The following is a 15,544-nucleotide window of genomic DNA, read 5'->3' on the forward strand; positions in this document are numbered from 1 at the left end:
GTCGCTGCCTGCGCCGCGACAGATGTTTTCAACCTAGCCGTGCGGCGAGCCGATTATCGGAGTATTCGGCTACCCGGCGCCCGCGGCGATCGCCTGGTCGACTTCGAGGGCCCGGCCGGCCATCTCGGCGTGTGACGTGTCCAGTTGCTCGGCCTGGTCTTCATCGGCCTTCATCAGCGCATCGATGTCGAAGCCGGCCATCTCGTGGATGCCCATGTCGATGAACGCCTTCTGCACCTTCGGACCCCACAGCCCGATGTCCTTGACAATCGGCACAATCCGGCTGAACAGGTGTGAACGGAACTGGATCATCAGCGGCGAGTGATCCACCCACTCGGCACACTCCTCGACGTCGAGACCGAGCGTCTCGAAGACCTCCTCGCCGCGGAACCGGTCGCGCATCAGGTAGCAGGCCTCGACGACGAACTCCTCACGCTCGTCGCGCTCGGCGTCGGTCAGTGCGGAGTAGTAGTCCTTCAGCGAGATTCGGCCGAAGGCGACGTGCCGGGCCTCGTCCTGCATGACGTAGGCGAGCAGTTGCTTGGTCAGCGATCCCTCGGGCGCCAGATCCCGCTGCACCCCGAAGGCGGCGAGCGCGAGCCCCTCGATGAGAACCTGCATGCCGAGGTATGGCATATCCCAGCGTGAGTCGCGCAGGGTGTCGCCCAGCAGCGCGGTGAGGTTCTTGTTGATCGGGTAGACCATTCCGACCTTTTCCTGGAGGAAGCGGGAGAACGCCTCGACGTGCCGGGCCTCGTCCATGGTCTGGGTGGCGGCGTAGAACTTCGCATCCATGTCAGGGACGACTTCGACGATCTTGGCCGCGCACACCATCGCGCCCTGCTCGCCGTGCAGGAACTGCGAGAAGTTCCACGCCGCGTTGTGCTGGCGGAACTCAGCGCGGCGCGATTCGTCCGCGGCGTCCCACGCCGGGCTGCCGAACAGCGGCTGGAACTCGTCGGGTACCCCTACTGGGTTCGTAGGGTCGACGTCCAAGGACCAGTCGATGCGCGACTGGGCGTCCCACTGCTTGTCCTTGCCCTTCTGGTACAGCGACAGCAGCCGGGCGCGCCCCTCGTCGTACTCCCACGTGAAGCGGGCGTCACCGACGCTGGGCACCTCCCACGAGTACGGCTCGGGTACTTGCGTGTACTTGTCCCGGGTGGTCATAGCTGCCGCCCCTGCCAGGTCCGACCAGATAGTCATATGACGTGCGTCACAATACTTTCAGAGTTTGGCAGCGCCGTCAACGGTGGCGGGCGGCCCTGCGGTGCCCCAAAAACACCAAAATCCCCGCCGAGGCAGGGAAGTGGTGTTGTGCGCCGTCAGGGTTTCGAACCCCGGACCCGCTGATTAAGAGTCAGCTGCTCTACCAACTGAGCTAACGGCGCGAGAACCGCGACAGCGAGAATAACAGGCCAGCCGCCATGGGACGAAATCCCGGTCGCCACGAAGTCAGGGTGCCCTTAGACTGTTGCCAGACACTCCCAGCAATCCCACCGCAAGCGAGGTAGAGCGCCGTATGGGGCAGGTCGGTTCGGCACACCGCCGGTGGTCTCGGACCCGGTTGGCGGTGCTCGCCCTGATACCGGCACTGCTGCTCGGCATGACCGCCTGCGACAACGACGCGGCGCCCGCTCCGGCGAAGGTCATCGCCGACAAGGGAACGCCGTACAGCGACCTGCTCGTTCCGCAGCTGACGGCGTCGGTCAAGGACGGCGCCGTGGATGTCGCAGTCGACAAGCCGGTCACCGTGACGGCCACCGGCGGAGTCCTCGGGTCGGTGACGATGGTCAACCGGTCCGGTGAGCAGGTTGCCGGCCAGCTCAGCCCGGACGGCGTGACGTGGCAGACCACCGAGCCTCTCGGCTACAACAGGAGCTACACCATCAGCGCCCAGTCGCTGGGCCTCGGCGGTGTCACCACCGAGAAGCTCACCTTCAAGACCTACTCGCCGGACAGCCTGACCGTGCCCTACCTGCTGCCCGGTGACGGTGAGGTCGTCGGCGTCGGACAACCGGTGGCGGTGCGGTTCGACGAGAACATCCCGAACCGGGTCGCCGCCGAACGCGCGATCAAGGTCACCACCGACCCGCCCGTCGAGGGCGCGTTCTACTGGCTCAACAACCGCGAGGTGCGCTGGCGGCCGCAGAACTACTGGAAGCCGGGCACCAAGATCGACGTCGAGGTCAACACCTACGGCGTCGATCTGGGCGACGGGCTGTTCGGCCAGGAGAACCGGACGTCGCACTTCACCATCGGCGACGAGGTCGTCGCCACCGCCGACGATGACACCAAGACGCTGACCATCCGCCAGAACGGTGAGGTCATCAAGACCATGCCGATCTCGATGGGCAAGAACAGCACTCCGACCAACAACGGCGTCTACATCGTCGGGGACCGCTTCTCCCACATGGTCATGGATTCGTCGACCTACGGGGTTCCGTCCAACTCGCCCAATGGATATCGCACCGAGGTCGACTGGGCCACGCAGATGTCCTACAGCGGTATCTACGTGCACTCCGCGCCGTGGTCGGTGGGCAGCCAGGGTTACTCCAACGTCAGCCACGGCTGCCTGAACGTCAGCCCGAGCAACGCGCAGTGGTTCTTCGACAACACCAAGCGCGGTGACGTCGTCGAGGTGCATAACACCGTGGGCTCCTCGCTCTCGGGCACCGAAGGCCTCGGCGACTGGAACATCCCGTGGGAGCAGTGGAAAGCGGGCAACGCCAACGCCTGACGGCTCAGGACCCTCGCCCCAGCTGAGCCACGGAGTGAGGTCGTCGAAGCAGGTCGCTACATCCGCAAAGGGGCGACCTTCGTGTGCAAAGCGGTCTACGCGGGGGAGCTGGTCGTGTCCCGGATCGGGCGCACGCCATACATCCATCGCGACGAGCTGGACCGGTTCATCGCCGACCGGATCGAGATCGGCGATGAGGCCCGGCGGCCGGGCATGGGCCGGAAGCCGGCTGCGGCGAAGGCGACCGGAAAGAAGGAGGCGGCTTCAATTGCAACGGCGGCGCGCCTGCGGTGGTGATGAAAGGAAGCCGGACTACAGCGGCCGGCTGAGGCTCTCGGCCGCCGCGACAACAGCGGGGTGGTCGAGGTCGAGCCGCTGCAGTTCAACGAGCGTGGGCCGTTCCCAGCTGGCGATCACCGTCCAGGTCGGCCGGTGGAAGGACCACCACTGCACCGCTTGCCATTTCGGGCCGTCGACGGCCTCAGATCGCTGCGACCAGATGCGGTGCGCCCAGTCTGAGGTGATCGCCAGATTCCGGGCGACCACCTGCGTCGGCCGCAGCCCCAACTCCACCAGGCGGCGCGGATCGTCGAGGTCGCAGATACGTAGATCATCGGGCAGCTTGTACACCCCCAACGTCCTGCGCGAGCCGGGCACAGCGGGGAAATCGAACATCGAGTCGGTCCAGAGCGACAGATTTCCGAACGTCTCCCCGCAGGCGGCGTCAGCCTGGCGGGCCAGGTACCAGACGTAGTAGTCGGGGTGGTCGGCCCGACCGCCGCGCTGCGGGCGGTGCTCATACAACGGGTGTCCCGGCTTACCAGCCCCCGCCGCCTCGAGGAAGGGAAGGACCCGGTAGACCAGCACTCAGGCTGCACCGCCCCACATCTCGGCGTCGAGTGCCTCCAGGACCCGGGCGGGGCCTTCGGTGCGCAGCACATCGAGCGGTCGTGCGCCCCCGAGGAAAGCGTTGCCGCTTCCAAGCCAGACCAACGCCGACTCACCGCCCCACACCAGCCGCGCCCGCGCAAGAATGTGTTCGAGATCAATGAGCGCCGGCGCGGCGGCCGGGCCGGGCCTCTCCTCACCTGATGCCCAACGGGAGGTCTGCGACGCGCTCACCCCGACCAGCCTCGCCAGTTCAGCCCGCGAGAACACCTCGGTCAGATACCCCACCCGCTGCGCCGACAGCGGATCATCCGCGGGGACTCGGCCCGCCTTCCTCTTCACCGGCGCGCCGGCCGCCACCCTTTTCACCGCGTGCTCGGTGGCGCCAGTCCTCTCGGTAGCCATGCCGCAACTCTACCCAATTTCCTCCGTGGGCAGCACCGGGAACCCGGTGCGGCGCAAAATGGGAGCGATCATCGCCGGCCAACCTCCACCGCAGATCGTGCCGAATGGATAGGAAAGGCGTGCAGCCGATGACATCGCGATTGCTACCCGTCGGGCGAGCGGTTGCCGCACTGTGCCTTGCAGGTGCCGTTTCCGGGGGGGTGTGGTGGCTCGCTTGGCCGTCCGTACCGACTGGCGCAACCGAACTAGGAGGTCCGGCAATGACATCAGCACCGCCGCCACCGCCCGGGTGGTCTGTGAAAGAGATTGTGCCGCAGAGTGAGCAGGAGGCCCAGGACGCGATCATCGGCCATCTCAAACGAACGCTAGCTGTCTTGCCAGCAGGGACTGTCGTCGATTGCACGGGTCATCCCAGTTCAGGCCAGACCGCGTGGTGTGACGACGAGCCCAAGGATCCGAAGAATGCACCGGTGCACTTGCAGACAGTCGGGGATATCAAAGTGCCGGGTGACGTGGACCCGAAAGCCCTAATCACCAAAATCGGTGAAACTTGTGTCGGCGGCGGGGTCGCGGATCAGGACGGTGCGGCCTGCGGTGGTACCGAACGGGCCGTACCGGATCGTGTCGCACAGGGCGATCTCGACGGTGTCGGTGTGGCCGTAGCGGGTCAGGGTGACCGGTCGCCAGTCGGCGTGTGCGGCGAGGTCGGCGGGGTGGCCGGGTCGGGGGTTGTCGATTCGGGGTTGGCCGACAAGCACGGACCGGCGGCACTAAACTACACAAATAACAAGTTCGGGGGACTTGCCACGATCAACATGACCGCGACGGCCCCCCACCGGGGGAATCGAGGCAGCGTCCGTGCGAAAACCTCAGTGCTACTTAACATTCGGTATCGTCATCGCGCTGGTGCCCGGAAGCCTCGTGTCGGCAACACCCGCCTCGGCGGACTGTGACGGTGCCGGTTATGCAACGATCTGTGCGCAGGGCGACGTGCGCGGTGGCGGGCCTACCCCACCGCAAGCCGGCCCGGTCTACCCGGGCTATTGCTCCGATCCCTGGTATTGCGACGACGGATGGGATCTCGACGTCATCCTTCCCATCCCCCCAAACCGTCCAGGCGGTCCCGGTGGCCCTGGCCGACCCGGCAGACCCGGGCGCGGTTGAGCGCGCCATGTCCAACATCTACCTTCGTTAAGGAGCACCCGAATGTTGTTGCGAAGCCTGATCGGCGCCGGCATCATCGCCGGCGCAACACTCCTCGGCGGTGCGGCAACTGCCGCCGCCGACGAACCGAACTGCACGGCAGCCGATCTCACCCAGGTCCTGTCAGGCGTCAACGCCGGTATGTCGGTGTACCTCTTCACCCATCCTGATGTGAACGCCTTCTTCACCGGCCTCAAAGGCAAGTCCCGGGATGAGATGCGCACCGAGGTCGCCAACTATCTACAGGCCAATCCTGACATTCGAGACCAGATAGAGGCCGTCAGGCGGCCGGCTGCCGACTTCCGGGCACGCTGCGACGCGCCCATGCCCGACGAGATGGGCCCGATGAGTTAAGCGGTCCCGGGCCTGCTTTCACAGTGTTGGTGCCGCCGAGGACATTGAATCCGGCGGCGTAGTTGCCGCCGGCCCCTCCTGCGGTCATGTGGTTGCCTCCGCTCAACACGTTGAGCATCGAGGGCGTGTCTCCCGTATGGCAAGGCGTTTACCAGCGACGATTAGCTGATGACGTGACTTGAACTGTCACAGCGATCGAACGAACAAACGAAGAGACCACCGACGCGACGCGCCGGTGGTCCCATAACTGGCGATCCAGGTGGTCCCATCACCCTGGCAAAATCAGGTCACACTGGTCCCAAGCTCATGGGAAACGACAATGCCCTAGGGAATCCGGCTCCAGTCACGGCCGATGGCATCTGCCGCGAATTCGGTTGTTGCGGCGTCTGCTTAGTCCCGTCTTCATCGGGGACGAGCCGGTTCGATCGACGCGTTGGATCTCGCATGGCACGGAGTTGACGTATGTCGTACAAGTCGGCAGAGCAGCCCAATGGCGGGGGCGAGGGACGTCGGAGACGCGATCCACCGCGAGTTGCATGAGGGCCTGACTATCTCGCCGGTGTCACGTCGAGTTCGGTGTACATGCCTGAGCCGTAGTGCCCGGCGATGTTGCAGAGCAGTTCGTAGCGTCCGGGGTTGAGGGTCAGGGTGGTCCATCCCATGGTTCCGGGGGCGATTCCGTCACCTTCGCCGGCACCGCAGGTTTGGGCGGCTTCGCCGAGGCTGCCGGTTTCGTCGACTTCCCAGTTGTTGCCGATGGGCCGTTGGCCGGGGTTTTGCCCGGGGCCTAGCGGCATGACGATGACTTCGTGTGGAAGCCAGCCGTTGTTGGCGACCCGCAGGGAGACCTGGCCGGCGGGCACCGAGGTCGGGTTGATGGTCAGGCGCATCATGCCCATGCCCATCCCGGGGCTATGGGGCGACGGTCCTTGCGGGCCCATCATGGGGCCCCCGTTCATGCCCGGGCCCATCGTGCCGCCCGGTCCCGTCATGGGGCCCCCGTTCATGCCGGGACCCATCATGCCGCCCATGTCGGAGACGGTCGCGTCCACGATCGCTCCGGCCAGGGCGGGTGGGGTGCAGGGTGCGGGCTGGGCGGGCATCGGTCCGCTGAAGCCGGGTGGGCCAGCTATCGGGGCGAAGCCGGATCCTGCTCCGGCGCCGGCTATCGCGGCGGTGGTGCCGATTCCGAGGACCAGGGAGGCCGCACCGATCAGCAGGCCGGTGCGCAGGTGCGGCTTCAATGGTGTTCCCGCAACAGTGCGACGCGGCGCCGGTATTCCTCGTCGTCGATGTCCCCGCGGGCGAAGCGTTCGGCGAGAAGGTCCTCGGGCCTGCGTCCCGGGAGTGCGCCGTGCGCCGCGGGTCCGTGGTGGTGTCCGGGACCGCCCAGGTAGCGCACCGCCGCCACGATCGCGGTGATCACCAGGGCGAAGAACAGGGTCAGGACCATCGCGGTCAGAATCCAACTACCCCAACCCCAGCCGCCGTAGCCGTGGTGCCACATACCGCCATTACCGCACATCACCAACCCCATTCGCGGGTAAACCCCGGGGGGTAACCCCCGATCTCTCCAGCATGCGCCCATTCCGCCCAAATGTCACTAAATGTCGATAACATCGCCCAATGGCGATCCCTGTGGTGTCTGGTGCGGTGACGAAGGTGGAGTTAGCGCCGGCGGCCCGCCCTGTTCCGCTCGCTGGGTGATCCCACCCGGCTGGCGATCCTGCGCCGCCTGACCATCGGGGAGGCCCGGGTCGGCGAGCTGGTCGAGGAAGTCGGGTTGGCCCAGTCCACCGTCTCCAAGCACCTGGCCTGCCTCAAAGAGTGCGGCCTGGTCGACTCCGAACCAGTCGGCCGGGCCTCAGTGTTCCGGCTGTCCCAGCCCGCGCTGATCGACCTGCTGGCCAGCGCCGAGACCGTGCTGCAGTCCACCGGACAGGCCGTGGCCCTGTGCTCCGCCTACGGAATCGACAGTTGCACCGAGGATTCCGATGAGTGTTGACCACCCCACCGCAGTCGCGGTCGACGCCGATCGGCGACAGGTCCTGACCCGCCGGATCCGGTTCCTGGTGGCAGCGACGATCAGTTACAACGTGATCGAGGCTGCGGTCGCGCTCACCGCTGGGGCGCAGGCGTCCTCGACCGCGCTGATCGGGTTCGGCCTGGACTCGCTGATCGAGGTGTCCTCAGCGGCGGCGGTGGCCTGGCAGTTCTCCACGCCCGACCACGAGGCCCGGGAGAAAGCCACACTGCGGATCATCGCGCTGTCGTTCTTCGCCCTCGCGGCCTACGTCACCGTCGAATCGGTGCGGGCGCTGTTCGGGTACGCCGAACCCCGGCCTTCGATGGTGGGCATCGTGCTGGCTGCGGTCAGCCTGATTGTGATGCCGTTGCTGTCCTATGCCCAGCGCCGCACCGGACGTGAACTCGGATCTCGCTCCGCGGTAGCCGACTCCAAACAAACCCTGCTGTGCACCTATCTGTCCGCGGTCCTGCTCGTCGGATTGGGGCTCAACAGCCTGTTCGGATGGTCTTGGGCCGACCCGATCGCCGGCCTGGTGATCGCCGCCGTCGCAGCGCGCGAAGGCATGGAAGCCTGGCGAGGCCGAAACTGCTGCGGCCCAACCCCTCTAGCCGCCGATTCCTGCGAAGCCCAGGGCTGTTGCGACTAGCGCAATGTCGGAATCGCGGACCTTGGACTCAGGCGGCCACCAGCCGTTGGCGGTAGTCGGCGACGAACGAATCGTCGCGTTGAAGCCCACGCTCGAGGCGGGCAGAGCGGGACGCAAATGCAAGATCCGTTGCACGGCAACGAGATCCGGAATCTGCACCGGCAACGCCTCGCTGGCAGGGAGCGCGGCGTTGCCGGTGCTGACAGTAGCCGCGGCGTCGGCGATGATGGGCAGATGCACACCCTGGTCTATCCCCGCGTCACCAACTACGGCGGTGTACCGGCGGAGGCCGGTGCATTCCCCGACACCGGCGCGATCTCATGGGACGCGGCGGTGACCTTGCACGACGCCGACGACGAGGACGCGGACTGCCTCACCGTCGGCACCCTCACCTTTCTCACCGCGCGGCTGTGCGGCGACCTCCCAGAGCTGCTGGATGCGATCAGCGGCGACACAGCGGAATTCGCGCCGCTCTTCGACGGCGACTTCGTCGTCGAGAGGCTGCAGGAGCAATTCGAGTCGGCCTGCCCCGCCGGGATCCTGCTCCTCGACCAGACTCACCTCCACCCGGCGGTCCGCGGACACGACCTCGGGGCGTGGGCGGTGGCGGAGATCGTGAACACGATGACGTTCGGGAGGGACGTGCTCGTCCTTACCCACCCATCGCCGCCGGGCGGGCAGGACCTCCCGAAGAGGGAGCTGCGGCAGGCGCAGAACCGCCTGGCACGGTACTGGGAGAAGGTAGGTCTCGTGCGGCTCGACACGGCTCCGCACCTGATGGGGCAGAGCACGGTCTACACCTGCCTGGACGCGGCCCGCGTTCGCCTGGCTCCGGTGGCCGAGGTGCGGATCGAGGTCGACGCCGCCACAGTGGAGGAGTTGCGGCGGGAGTCGCCGCCGCGAAGCACCGCTCAGCGGCGCCTCGGCTACTGGCCGGGAACGGGGGGACTGCGCGGGGCGTAAGTGATCCGTGGTGGTCCCGGCCTGGCGCCGGTCCGGATAGCGCATGAGAACCGGATAGCCCATCGGATAGCGCATTGGGAGTCGGGAGCGGTGTTCCGGCAAAACGGAAAACCGCCCCCCACCTGCACGGGAGCGGCTTTCCGCATCTGGGTGGCTGACGGGACTCGAACCCGCGACAGCCAGGATCACAACCTGGTGCTCTACCAACTGAACTACAGCCACCATTGCCGGAAACCGGCCCGTCGATACTAGCCGCTTTCCTGCTGATGAGCCGAATCGGTTCCGTCGGAGACGTCGATCTCCGCGGCCGCCGCCGCGATCTCGCTGGTAGAGGGCCCCGGCTGCGGCACGAACGCGGTACGGCGGTAGTACTTCAGCTCGCGGATCGACTCCCGGATGTCGGCCAGGGCACGGTGTGCGAGCCCTTTCTCCGGCTGTCCGTAGTAGATCTTGGGGTACCAGCGCCGGCACAGCTCCTTGATGGAGCTGACGTCGATCATCCGGTAGTGCAGGTAATCGTCCAGTTTGGGCATGTCCCGCGCTATGAAACCACGGTCGGTGGCGATCGAATTCCCGGCCAGCGGCGCGGTCTTGGCCTGCCTGACGTGGCTGCGGATGTAGTCGAGGACCAGCTGTTCGGCGGCGGCGACGTCGATGGACGACGCCCGCACCTCCTCGGTGAGGCCGGACCGGTGGTGCATCTGTGCGACCACCTCGATCATGCCGTCCAGCGCGACGTCGTCAGCGTGGATGACGACGTCGATGCCCTCGCCGAGCACGTTGAGTTCGGCGTCGGTCACCAGGGCAGCAATTTCGATGAGACGGTCGGTCCGCAGATCCAGGCCCGTCATTTCACAGTCGATCCACACCAATTCTTCACGCACAGCGCTCAACTGTATGCCCGCCGGGGGACCGGCCACCCGTTCCGCCCGTCCCCGGGCGGCGATGCCAAGTAGTGTCTTAGCGGCCAACACGCGAGTAACCACGGAGGATCGGGCCATGACGAGCGATTCGACCGCGACCCCTGCTCAGCAGATCGCCGCCGGCTACGCCACCACCGGGCAGGCGCTCGAACTCGGGTCGGTCCTCGTCGACGGGGCGGTCGATCCCGCGGCACAGGTCCGCATCCCGCTGTCGATGATGAACCGCCACGGCCTGGTGGCCGGCGCCACCGGCACCGGCAAGACCAAGACGCTGCAGGTGATCGCCGAGCAGCTCTCCGCGGCCGGGGTGCCGGTGATGATGGCCGATATCAAGGGCGACCTGTCCGGTCTGTCCCGGCCGGGGGAGGCCAGCGAGCGAACCGCCCAGCGCGCCAAGGACACCGGTGACGAGAGCTGGGCGGGCACGCCGTTCCCGGTGGAGTTCCTGTCGCTGGGGACCGGCGGAATCGGCGTGCCGTTGCGCGCGACGATCTCGGCGTTCGGTCCCATCCTGTTGTCGAAAGTATTGGGGCTCAACGCAACTCAGGAGTCAACCCTCGGATTGATCTTCCACTGGGCCGATCAGCAGGGGCTGCCGCTGCTGGACCTGAAGGATCTGCGCTCGGTGATCACCTTCCTGACCAGTGACGAGGGCAAGGAGCAGCTCAAGACCATCGGCGGCGTCTCGTCGCAGACCGCCGGCGTCATCCTGAGGGCACTGGTCAACCTCGATGCCGAGGGCGGTGACACCTTCTTCGGCGAGCCCGAGATCGACCCGGCCGATCTGCTGCGCGTCGACGCGGAGGGTCGCGGCGTGATCAGCCTGCTCGAGCTCGGCGACCAAGCCGCCCGGCCGGTGATGTTCTCCACGTTCCTGATGTGGGTGCTGGCCGACTTGTTCACCTACCTGCCCGAGGTCGGTGACGTCGACAAGCCGAAGCTGGTGTTCTTCTTCGACGAAGCGCACCTGCTGTTCACCGACGCCTCGAAGGCCTTCCTCCAACAGGTCGAGCAGACCGTCAAGCTGATCCGCTCCAAGGGGGTGGGCGTGTTCTTCTGCACGCAGCTGCCCACCGACGTGCCCAACAACGTTCTCTCCCAGCTCGGTGCCCGCATCCAGCACGCCCTGCGCGCCTTCACCCCCGACGACCAGCAGGCGTTGACCAAGACGGTGCGCACCTACCCCAAGACCCAGTTCTACGATCTGGCCACCGATCTCACCGCACTGGGCATCGGCGAGGCGATCGTGACGGTGCTGTCCGAACGCGGCGCGCCGACCCCGGTGGCCTGGACCCGACTGCGCCCGCCGAAGTCCTTGATGGACACCATCGGCCCGGACTACATCAGGGCCGCCGCGCAGGCCAGCCCGCGGTTTCTCAAGTACGGCCAGACCGTCGACCGCGAGTCGGCCTACGAGATGCTGGCGGCCAAGATGGCGCCCCCGCTCGAGGAGGTCGACGGCACCGACCTGCCGCCGATCCTGCCCACCGGAATCGATCTGCCGCCGATGCCCAAGCGGGTCGAGAAGGCCGAGCCCGGCGTGCTCGATCAGGTGATGAACAGCCCGGCGTTCAAGAGCGCGATGCGCTCGGCCGGCACCGTCATCGGCCGCGAGATCACCCGCAGCATCTTCGGTACCGGCAGACGTCGGCGCTGACTAGTCCCCGCCGAGCTTCCCGTACACCGCGCCGACGATCGGCGTGACGATGGCGCGCGGCGCATAACCGGTCGCGACCGACATCGTCTTCGACGTCAGGCCCGGCACCACCCGCATCTTGTTGCGCTCCAAGCCATCCAGCGAGATCCGCGCCGTGTACTCGGTATCGATCCACAGGAAGTCCGGGATCAAGCGCTCCACCAGTGACTGCTCCGCCGGGTCGGGCAGCTCGGTGCGCACCGGACCGGGCGCCAGCAGGGTGACGTGGATGCCCGAGTCCTTCAGCTCGCCGCGTAATGACTCGCTGAACGTGTTCGCGAACGCCTTGGTCGCCGCGTAGGTGGCGTTGTTCGGGATGGGTGAGTTGCCTGCCACGGAGCCGGAGATGAGGATGCCGCCGGCCTTGCGGGCCAGCATTCCCGGCAGCACCGCGAGCACCAGGTCGTGCACGCCGAGCACGTTGAGCTGAACCTGTGCCTTCTCGCCGGCCGGGTCCAACTTGACCACGGGACCGAAGGTCGCGGTGCCCGCGTTGGCGCACAGGATCGAGATGTTGCGATCGGCCAGTTCGTCGGCCAGGGCGGTGCGAGCGGTGGGGTCGGCGAGGTCGCAGGCGCGCACCTCGACCGCGACGCCGTGGCGTTCGGTCAGGCGCTCGGCCAGTTCGGTCAGTACCTCGCCGCGGCGTGCGGTGATGATCAGGCTGTGGCCGCGGGCGGCGAGTTCGGTGGCCAGCGCCGCACCGATGCCCTGGGAGGCTCCGGTGACGACGGCTCGACTGTCCGGCGAGGGGGCGGGGACTGGCATGCGGCAATCGTAGGGGGAGTCGATACGCTGGCCAGCATGAGCAGCCCCCGGCCGGCTTCGACTTCAGCCAGCCGGTCGAAAGTCCTTGCCTGGGCGTTGTGGGACTGCGGTTCCACCGGCATGATCGCTATCGTCGTGACCTTCGTCTTCTCGGTGTATCTCACCAGCACCGTCGGCCGTGACATCGCCGGCGGCACCTCACCGGCCAGCTGGCTGGGCCGCGTGCTGACCATCGCCGGATTCACGGTCGCCGTGCTGGCGCCGGTCACCGGTGTGCTGGTGCAGGCACCGCAACGCCGACGGGCAGCGCTGACGATCCTGACCGCTCTGGCGGTGCTCTCCACCGCGGCGATGAGCCTGATCCGCGCCGAGCCGGCCTACTTCGCCGTCGGCCTGGTGCTGCTGGCCTTCACCGCGGCCTGCGGCGATCTGGCCAGTGTGCCGTACAACGCGATGCTTCGACAGCTGACCACCCCGGAGAACTCCGGACGCATCTCCGGGCTCGGCTGGGCCGCCGGGTACTTGGGCAGTGTCGCGCTGCTGATACTGATCTACCTCGGGTTCATCACCGGCAGCGGCCCCAGCCGCGGGCTGCTGGGGATCCCGGTCGACGACGGCCAGAACATCCGCGCGGCGATGCTGCTGGCGGCCGGCTGGTTCTCCGTCTTCGCCCTGCCCCTGCTGGTGGTCGCCCACACCTTCGTCCCCGCCGCCGACCCCACGCTGCGCGGCGTGGGGCTGCTCGGCGGATACCGGCAGCTATGGGCCGACCTGCGGGCCGAATGGCGCCGCGACCGCAACCTGGTCTACTACCTCGTGGTTAGCGCGGTGTTCCGGGACGGACTGGCCGGGGTGTTCGCCTTCGGCGCGGTGCTGGGCGTCAGTGTGTACGGCATCTCGCAGTCCGATGTGCTGATCTTCGGCGTCTTCGCCTCCACGGTCGCGGCGGCCGGCGCGGTGATCGGAGGCCACCTCGACGATCGGGTCGGCGGCAAGCCCGTCATCGTCGGCTCGCTGACGGCGATGATCGCCGTCGGCATCGCGCTGCTGAGCCTCTCCGGACCCGTCGCGTTCTGGGTGTGCGGCCTGCTGCTGTGCATGTTCATCGGGCCCACTCAGTCGGCGGCGCGCACCCTGCTGCTGCGGATGGCCAGCCACGGCAAGGAGGCGGTCGCGTTCGGGCTCTACACCATGACCGGGCGTGCGGTGGCGTTCCTGGCGCCGTGGCTGTTCTTCGTGTTCGTCGACGCGTTCGGCAGCGACCGGGCCGGGCTGGGCGGCCTGTGCGTGGTGCTGGCGGCGGGCCTGCTCGGGATGCTGGCGGTGCGGGTGCCGCGCTAGGCGGCGCCGGTGCAGATGGTCAGGCCGCGGCCGGTGCGCTGGCGCACCTGAACACCATTGACCGTCACACTGCAGGTGACGTCGCGCCCGACGTTGACCACGGCCACGCTGGCCGAGTTCCGGGCCGGTGCCGACAGGCTGACCTCTTTGCTCCACGGCAGCATCACGTTGAACTCGGTCTGCATGACGCCGCCGGTGTCGACGTAGGTGATGTTGATCGCCCGCCCGTCACCGTCGACGTTGTAGACGACGGTGTCGGTGCCGGTCGGGCTGCTGGTCTCAACCGGGGGCACCGGCGTGCCGGGAGCCTCGGTGGTGGTCGGCAGCGGCGACTGCGACGTGGTCGGCAGCGGCATCCGGCTGGTTGTCGTCGGGATCGAGGGAGCGGTCCTGGTCCCCGTGACCGGCGGCACCGGCACCGCGACCGTCGACTCTCTCGACGAACTGGTCACGATGACCAGGGCGATGACAAGCCCCACGACCAACAGCACCGCCACCGCGGCCAGGATCCACAGCCAGCGCGGCGACTTCGGGGGGCCGGGTGGCGGCTGGGGCGGTTCGGCCGGCGGGTAGCCGCCCTGCTGCCAGTAGGTCGGCAGCTGCTCGGTGGGCTGAGTCTGCGGCGGCAGGTAACCCTGGCCGGAGGAGGGCGCGCCGTAGCCGTAGTACTGCCCGGCGTAGGCGGGGTCCGGGTTCTGGAGATAACCGTTACCGGCCTGCTGCGTAGGATCGTTCATTCCCACCTCATGCCTGCAGGCTACCCGGCTGTACCGTCCACCTCCGTACGTCGAGCCGATCGGCGCGACGATCTATCTGCGCGGCGGGCCCGAGAGGCAGGCGCGGCCCGGGTACAGCGAGATCTTCCCGTTGCTGCTCGACGAGGGAATCGCGGTGTTCGCCCCGAGCGTGCGCGCGGGTGGGCCGCCCGGTGGCGGGATGCCGCTATTGGTATTGACCGATCGTGCGGGGGTGACGGTGGCCGACCGAGGACAGGGCGGCTACCGTCATCGCCCGTAATACGTCGCGTGAACGCCCCGGGTCGGCCGCCTTGGCCGCCAGGGGCTTCGTGCTGTGTGGGGTCGAGTTCAGCAGCCCGAAGACGGCGTGCGCCATCAGGCGGGCGTCGGACTCGTCGAGTGCCGGGTCCAGGTCGCGCAGCACGCTCACCCAGATCTCGACGTAACTGCGCTGCGCCCGGCGCGCCTGCCGCTGCGCCCCGGCCGGCACGTTGTCGAGGTCTCGGTCCTGGATCCGGATCAGGTCCGACTCACCCAGTGCGAAGTCGAGGTGGAACTCGATCAGGCCGTCCAGTGCGGCGGCCGGGTCCGGCGCTTCGGCGACGACTGCTTGCGCGCCGGCCAGCAGGCGGGTGCTGATGCCCACCAGGAGTTCGACCAGCAGCGCTTCCTTGTTCGGGAAGTGCCGATAGATGGCCGGCCCGCTGACCCCGGCCGCCGAACCGATGTCCTCGAGCCGAACCGCCAGGTAGCCCTTCTCCGCGATCAGCCGCTCCGCGGCAGCCAGCAGGGCATCGCGGCGGTCCGACTTCTGCCGACTGCGCCGTGTGGCTGCTTCTGGCATGGGACCC

Annotated in this window: 18 protein-coding genes, 2 tRNA genes and 1 pseudogene; 8 read left to right on the forward strand and 13 right to left on the reverse strand. The window is 67.4% G+C overall.

The genetic code is table 11. The annotated features are described in order from the left end of the window. Nucleotides 1–69 precede the first annotated feature (69 nt). Together K9U37_RS09570 and K9U37_RS09575 are read right to left on the reverse strand one after the other, a co-directional pair. Nucleotides 70–1,170, reverse strand: a complete 1,101-nt coding sequence (locus K9U37_RS09570; RefSeq protein ID WP_243071487.1) for a ferritin-like domain-containing protein — start codon at nt 1,168–1,170, stop codon at nt 70–72. Nucleotides 1,171–1,318: 148 nt separating this feature from the next. After that, a tRNA-Lys gene (locus K9U37_RS09575) sits at nt 1,319–1,391 on the reverse strand. A 131-nt stretch (nt 1,392–1,522) separates the two neighbouring features. Between K9U37_RS09575 and K9U37_RS09580 the strand changes: the two genes are divergently transcribed. Together K9U37_RS09580 and K9U37_RS09585 are read left to right on the forward strand one after the other, a co-directional pair. Next, complete coding sequence (locus tag K9U37_RS09580; protein ID WP_243071488.1) at nt 1,523–2,740, forward strand: L,D-transpeptidase; 1,218 nt, start codon at nt 1,523–1,525, stop codon at nt 2,738–2,740. A 114-nt stretch (nt 2,741–2,854) separates the two neighbouring features. Further along, the gene (locus K9U37_RS09585; protein ID WP_243071489.1) at nt 2,855–3,037 is read left to right on the forward strand and encodes a hypothetical protein; all 183 of its coding nucleotides are present in this window, start codon (nt 2,855–2,857) and stop codon (nt 3,035–3,037) included. Between the two features lie 15 nt (nt 3,038–3,052). Here K9U37_RS09585 and K9U37_RS09590 read toward each other — a convergent pair whose 3' ends face one another. From K9U37_RS09590 to K9U37_RS09600, 3 genes are all read right to left on the reverse strand, one after another. Next, nucleotides 3,053–3,607, reverse strand: coding sequence for an RES domain-containing protein (locus tag K9U37_RS09590; protein WP_243071490.1), 555 nt, complete (start codon nt 3,605–3,607; stop codon nt 3,053–3,055). Further along, nucleotides 3,608–4,033, reverse strand: coding sequence for an MbcA/ParS/Xre antitoxin family protein (locus K9U37_RS09595; protein ID WP_243071491.1), 426 nt, complete (start codon nt 4,031–4,033; stop codon nt 3,608–3,610). A gap of 527 nt (nt 4,034–4,560) precedes the next feature. Continuing rightward, nucleotides 4,561–4,791 carry a hypothetical protein gene (locus K9U37_RS09600; RefSeq protein ID WP_243071492.1) on the reverse strand — a complete coding sequence of 77 codons (231 nt, stop codon included), beginning with the start codon at nt 4,789–4,791 and terminating at the stop codon, nt 4,561–4,563. Between the two features lie 448 nt (nt 4,792–5,239). On the opposite strand from K9U37_RS09600, the gene K9U37_RS09610 reads away from it, so the two are divergent. After that, nucleotides 5,240–5,590 carry a heme-binding protein gene (locus K9U37_RS09610; protein WP_243071494.1) on the forward strand — a complete coding sequence of 117 codons (351 nt, stop codon included), beginning with the start codon at nt 5,240–5,242 and terminating at the stop codon, nt 5,588–5,590. Nucleotides 5,591–6,138: 548 nt separating this feature from the next. Here K9U37_RS09610 and K9U37_RS09615 read toward each other — a convergent pair. Further along, on the reverse strand, nt 6,139–6,834 hold the full coding sequence (locus tag K9U37_RS09615; RefSeq protein WP_243071495.1) for a sulfocyanin-like copper-binding protein: 696 nt from the start codon (nt 6,832–6,834) through the stop codon (nt 6,139–6,141). Further along, nucleotides 6,831–7,097: an SHOCT domain-containing protein gene (locus K9U37_RS09620; protein WP_243071496.1), complete on the reverse strand. Its 267-nt coding sequence runs from the start codon at nt 7,095–7,097 to the stop codon at nt 6,831–6,833. The genes K9U37_RS09615 and K9U37_RS09620 overlap by 4 nt, the downstream gene beginning before the upstream one ends. A gap of 119 nt (nt 7,098–7,216) precedes the next feature. Between K9U37_RS09620 and K9U37_RS09625 the strand changes: the two are divergent. Then, nucleotides 7,217–7,595, forward strand: a pseudogene (locus K9U37_RS09625) (ArsR/SmtB family transcription factor). Continuing rightward, nucleotides 7,585–8,265 (forward strand): cation diffusion facilitator family transporter, encoded by a 681-nt coding sequence (locus tag K9U37_RS09630; RefSeq protein WP_243071497.1) that lies wholly within the window; start codon nt 7,585–7,587, stop codon nt 8,263–8,265. The pseudogene K9U37_RS09625 and the gene K9U37_RS09630 overlap by 11 nt, the downstream one beginning before the upstream one ends. Here the strand turns inward: K9U37_RS09630 and K9U37_RS09635 are convergent. Continuing rightward, nucleotides 8,224–8,505: a hypothetical protein gene (locus tag K9U37_RS09635; protein WP_243071498.1), complete on the reverse strand. Its 282-nt coding sequence runs from the start codon at nt 8,503–8,505 to the stop codon at nt 8,224–8,226. The two genes, K9U37_RS09630 and K9U37_RS09635, sit on opposite strands and share 42 nt — an antisense overlap. Here K9U37_RS09635 and K9U37_RS09640 point away from each other — a divergent pair. After that, entirely contained in the window at nt 8,500–9,228 is a 729-nt protein-coding gene (locus K9U37_RS09640; protein ID WP_243071499.1) for a hypothetical protein, read from the forward strand. The genes K9U37_RS09635 and K9U37_RS09640 overlap by 6 nt on opposite strands. A 149-nt stretch (nt 9,229–9,377) precedes the next feature. Here K9U37_RS09640 and K9U37_RS09645 read toward each other — a convergent pair. Together K9U37_RS09645 and orn are read right to left on the reverse strand one after the other, a co-directional pair. Next, nucleotides 9,378–9,450 (reverse strand) — tRNA-His (locus tag K9U37_RS09645). A 26-nt stretch (nt 9,451–9,476) separates the two neighbouring features. Continuing rightward, nucleotides 9,477–10,112 carry an oligoribonuclease gene (gene orn / locus K9U37_RS09650; protein ID WP_243071500.1) on the reverse strand — a complete coding sequence of 212 codons (636 nt, stop codon included), beginning with the start codon at nt 10,110–10,112 and terminating at the stop codon, nt 9,477–9,479. 115 nt (nt 10,113–10,227) lie between these two features. On the opposite strand from orn, the gene K9U37_RS09655 reads away from it, so the two are divergent. Further along, complete coding sequence (locus tag K9U37_RS09655; RefSeq protein ID WP_243071501.1) at nt 10,228–11,808, forward strand: helicase HerA-like domain-containing protein; 1,581 nt, start codon at nt 10,228–10,230, stop codon at nt 11,806–11,808. Here the strand turns inward: K9U37_RS09655 and cmrA are convergent, their stop codons facing one another. Further along, nucleotides 11,809–12,615, reverse strand: a complete 807-nt coding sequence (gene cmrA / locus K9U37_RS09660; RefSeq protein WP_243071502.1) for a mycolate reductase — start codon at nt 12,613–12,615, stop codon at nt 11,809–11,811. Between the two features lie 36 nt (nt 12,616–12,651). Here cmrA and K9U37_RS09665 point away from each other — a divergent pair, with 36 nt between their 5' ends. Continuing rightward, nucleotides 12,652–13,956, forward strand: a complete 1,305-nt coding sequence (locus K9U37_RS09665; protein ID WP_243071503.1) for an MFS transporter — start codon at nt 12,652–12,654, stop codon at nt 13,954–13,956. Here K9U37_RS09665 and K9U37_RS09670 read toward each other — a convergent pair. Both K9U37_RS09670 and K9U37_RS09675 read right to left on the reverse strand, forming a co-directional pair. Next, entirely contained in the window at nt 13,953–14,693 is a 741-nt protein-coding gene (locus tag K9U37_RS09670; RefSeq protein WP_243071504.1) for an MmpS family transport accessory protein, read from the reverse strand. The two genes, K9U37_RS09665 and K9U37_RS09670, sit on opposite strands and share 4 nt — an antisense overlap. Before the next feature lie 205 nt (nt 14,694–14,898). Further along, entirely contained in the window at nt 14,899–15,537 is a 639-nt protein-coding gene (locus tag K9U37_RS09675; RefSeq protein WP_243071505.1) for an SACE_7040 family transcriptional regulator, read from the reverse strand. Between the last annotated feature and the right edge of the window lie 7 nt (nt 15,538–15,544).

This window comes from Candidatus Mycolicibacterium alkanivorans (genome assembly GCF_022760805.1).
GTDB classification, from domain to species: Bacteria; Actinomycetota; Actinomycetes; order Mycobacteriales; family Mycobacteriaceae; genus Mycobacterium; species Mycobacterium alkanivorans.